The following is a 3,465-nucleotide window of genomic DNA, read 5'->3' as shown; positions in this document are numbered from 1 at the left end:
CAGGTCGCGCACGTGGCGGTCCATGAACGGGCCTTCCACCGGCACGTCAAGCAGGCGCGCGCTGTCACGCGGGCGGGCCGGGTGGTCGGCGATCCGTTCGGGGGGGAGCGTGAAATCGAAATCAGAAACCAGATCCGTCATGCGGCTCCTTTACGGAATCCGCACGGCACTTGCCAGCCCGAACTCCCACCTTTCGCCGCCACGTTCCCGGTCGCTGGCCGCCATGCAGGCTGATATTGGACAGAAGCGGCGGGGGAAGCCAGAATGGAACGGCAATTCCCGCAGGGGAATTTTTCATCCCATAGCCAAGGAAGAAACCATATGTCCTATGCCGCACTTGATGCCGTACGCATTACCAAGGCCTGCAAGACGGCCCTGCATGTTCTGGAATCGGTTGGTGAAGAGGACCGTAACGAAGTCCACCAGCGCAAGACGCTCATGATCCAGCGGATCGAGCGCTGGCCCGCGCCGCCGCCGAAAGCAAGAATGGCGATCAGGCCATTACCCTGACATCGGAAGAATTCTGGCTGATCAGCCAGAACTGGTAAGCCGCCCCACGCGGAAAACAGGAAACCGATATGACCTTTACACTGACAAGCCGCTGCTTCCACGAAGGTGACCGCCTGCCCGAAGCGCAGGTGTTTGACGGAATGGGCTATTCCGGCGGCAACATCTCACCCCCGCTGGCATGGCAGGACCCGCCCGAGGGCACCAGAAGCTTCGCCATCACGCTCTATGATCCCGATGCGCCGACCGGGTCGGGCTGGTGGCACTGGGTGGTGATCAACATTCCCGCCACCGTGTCCTCCCTGCCCGCCGGGGCCGGATCGGGCGACAACAACCTGCCCGAACCCGCCGAGATGACCCGCACCGATTTTGGCGGGAACGTGTATGGCGGCGCCGCCCCCCCGCCGGGGCCGGAGCATCACTACATCTTCACCATCCATGCGCTGGACATCGAACGGATCGAGCTGCCCAGCGACGCCTCCGGCGCCATGGTGGGTTTCGTCATCAACCAGCATTCGCTCGGGTCCGCCACGCTGACGGCGGTGTACGGCAAAAAACCGAAATAAGCCGCATGGGCCTTTTCAGGGCAGGCAGGCGGTTTCCGGTTCTTTCATGCGCGAAGAACCGGGAAACCGCCCGGCAGACCGAACCGGCGGCCTATCCCTGATAGGATGCGATCTCGATCAGGTTGCCGTCGGGATCGTGGCAATAGACCGATGTGACCGGCCCCAGCGCGCCAAGGCGGGCCACCGGTCCCTCGGTCACCCGCACGCCGCATTTTTCAAGGTGTTCGACCACGTCAACGCTGCTGACGGCGGTGATGAAGCACAGGTCGTTCGTGCCGGGCAGCGCGTCTTCCGCCGTGACCCACCCTTCGGCCCCATGGGGGCGGAGGTTGATTTTCTGCCCCCCGAATTTCAGCGCCGTGCGGTTGTTGCGGCCATATTCCTCCCGCTCCATGCCCAGCACGCGCTGGAACCATGAAGCCGAGACCTCCAGGTCACGCACACTCACCACAAGATGGTCAAGACGATCGACGGTAAAACGCATGGCGCTCACAAACCTCCGGTGTGTCCGGCCCAACGGATGGACCGGACGGACCCAAGGGTCACGTTCAGCCGGTCAGGCCTTCGTAAAAATCATTACCCTTGTCGTCGATCACGATAAAGGCGGGGAAATTCTCGACCTCAATCTTCCATACCGCTTCCATGCCCAGCTCGGGGTATTCCAGCACCTCGACCTTGCGGATGCAATCCTGCGCGAGACGGGCGGCGGGGCCACCCACGGAACCGAGATAGAAGCCGCCATATTCCTTGCACGCCTCGCGCACCGCGCGTGAGCGGTTGCCCTTGGCCAGCATGACATAGGAACCGCCCGCCTTCTGCAGCATGGCGACATAGCTGTCCATGCGGCCCGCCGTGGTCGGCCCGAAGGAGCCGGTGGGCATGCCTTCGGGCGTCTTGGCCGGGCCTGCGTAATAAACGGGATGATCCTTGAGGTACTGGGGCAGTCCCTCGCCCTTTTCCAGCCGCTCGCGGAACTTGGCGTGCGCGATGTCGCGCGCGACGACCATCGTGCCGGTCAGGGACAGGCGCGTGCGCACCGGATACTGTGACAGCTTGCGCCGGATTTCGTCCATCGGCTGGTTCAGGTCGATCTGGACCGCCTCGCCCTCCAGGTCGTTATCCGTGGTTTCGGGCAGGAAACGCGCCGGATCGGTCTCGAGCTGCTCCAGAAAGACGCCATCGGCGGTGATGCGCGCCTTCACCTGCCGATCCGCCGAGCATGAAACCCCGATGCCGACCGGCAGCGACGCCCCATGGCGCGGCAGGCGCACAACACGCACGTCATGGCAGAAATACTTGCCGCCAAACTGCGCGCCAATGCCCATGTGCTGGGTCAGCTTGTGGATTTCCTGCTCCATCTCCAGATCACGGAAGGCGTGGCCCAGCGGGCTGCCCTGCGTGGGCAGGCTGTCAAGCCAGTGGGTGGAGGCGAGCTTGACGGTTTCCAGATTCTGCTCGGCCGACATGCCGCCAATCACCACCGCGAGATGGTAGGGCGGGCAGGCCGACGTGCCCAGCGTTCGGATCTTGCCATCCAGCCATTTCAGCAGGCTGGCCTTGTCGGACAGCAGGGCGCGCGTTTCCTGGAACAGGAAGGTCTTGTTGGCCGACCCGCCGCCCTTGGCGATGAACATGAGATCCATCTGCTCGGCATGGTAATCCCCCGGCGTGGCGGAGATGTGGAACTGTACCGGCAGGTTGGTGCCGGTGTTCACTTCCTCGAACATGGAGACCGGGGCCATCTGCGAATAGCGCAGCGAGGTGCCGGTATAGGTGTCGTACACCCCGCGTGAGAAGGCTTCCTCCTCGTTACCGTCCACCCATACGCGCTGGCCCTTCTTGCCATAGACGATGGCCGTGCCGGTATCCTGGCACATCGGCAGCACGCCGCCCGCGGCGATGCAGGCGTTCTTGAGCAGGTCCATCGCCACGAAGCGGTCGTTCTCGGAGGCTTCGGGATCCTTGAGGATGCTGGCGAGCTGCGCCAGATGCGCCGGGCGCAGCAGGTGCGCCACGTCGTTGAAGGCGCGCGCGGCCAGCGCGGTCAGGGCCTCGGGGCGGACATGGACCACCGTGCGCCCACCAAGGACCGAGGTGGTAATCCCCTCGATCTCCAGTTTCTTCCACGGGGTCGTTTCATCATGCAATGGAAAGAGCGGGCCATAGACAAATGGCTTGCGCACGGGTGCGGATGCATTCAACGGACGGTCTCCTGCCTTGTCCCCCGGATTGGTTCCGGGTGGCGGCGTTCAGGTATCAAGGCGCGCCCGGCGCATCCGGGCCACCGGATGGGAAATGTGGCTCAGCCCGGCCCCCCCGGCCCACGCTTGCGGAAGGCGGCGAGACTGACGACCTGCGAACCTTCGCCCTTTTCCGCGTCCTCCGTTCCGCG

General features: G+C 63.9%; 4 protein-coding genes and 1 pseudogene. 2 read left to right on the top strand and 3 right to left on the bottom strand.

The genetic code is table 11. The features are described 5' to 3' along the window. The coding region (locus JCM25156_RS28885) for an S-adenosylmethionine:tRNA ribosyltransferase-isomerase (protein WP_159104990.1) at window positions 1–141 on the bottom strand (141 nt) is incomplete at its 3' end. Between the two features lie 180 nt (window positions 142–321). On the opposite strand from JCM25156_RS28885, the pseudogene JCM25156_RS23790 reads away from it, so the two are divergent. Both JCM25156_RS23790 and JCM25156_RS11485 read left to right on the top strand, forming a co-directional pair. Continuing rightward, window positions 322–548, top strand: a pseudogene (locus JCM25156_RS23790) (hypothetical protein). 30 nt (window positions 549–578) lie between these two features. Further along, window positions 579–1,073 carry a kinase inhibitor gene (locus tag JCM25156_RS11485; RefSeq protein WP_025813194.1) on the top strand — a complete coding sequence of 165 codons (495 nt, stop codon included), beginning with the start codon at window positions 579–581 and terminating at the stop codon, window positions 1,071–1,073. 91 nt (window positions 1,074–1,164) lie between these two features. Here JCM25156_RS11485 and JCM25156_RS11480 read toward each other — a convergent pair whose 3' ends face one another. After that, window positions 1,165–1,557 carry a VOC family protein gene (locus tag JCM25156_RS11480; protein WP_025813192.1) on the bottom strand — a complete coding sequence of 131 codons (393 nt, stop codon included), beginning with the start codon at window positions 1,555–1,557 and terminating at the stop codon, window positions 1,165–1,167. A 64-nt stretch (window positions 1,558–1,621) separates the two neighbouring features. Continuing rightward, window positions 1,622–3,274 (bottom strand): fumarate hydratase, encoded by a 1,653-nt coding sequence (locus JCM25156_RS11475; protein WP_025813190.1) that lies wholly within the window; start codon window positions 3,272–3,274, stop codon window positions 1,622–1,624. Between the last annotated feature and the right edge of the window lie 191 nt (window positions 3,275–3,465).

The sequence above is a fragment of the Komagataeibacter kakiaceti JCM 25156 genome (genome assembly GCF_000613305.1).
The sequence above is the reverse complement of the archived record's forward strand: the minus strand, read 5'-3'. Positions and strand labels throughout refer to the sequence as shown.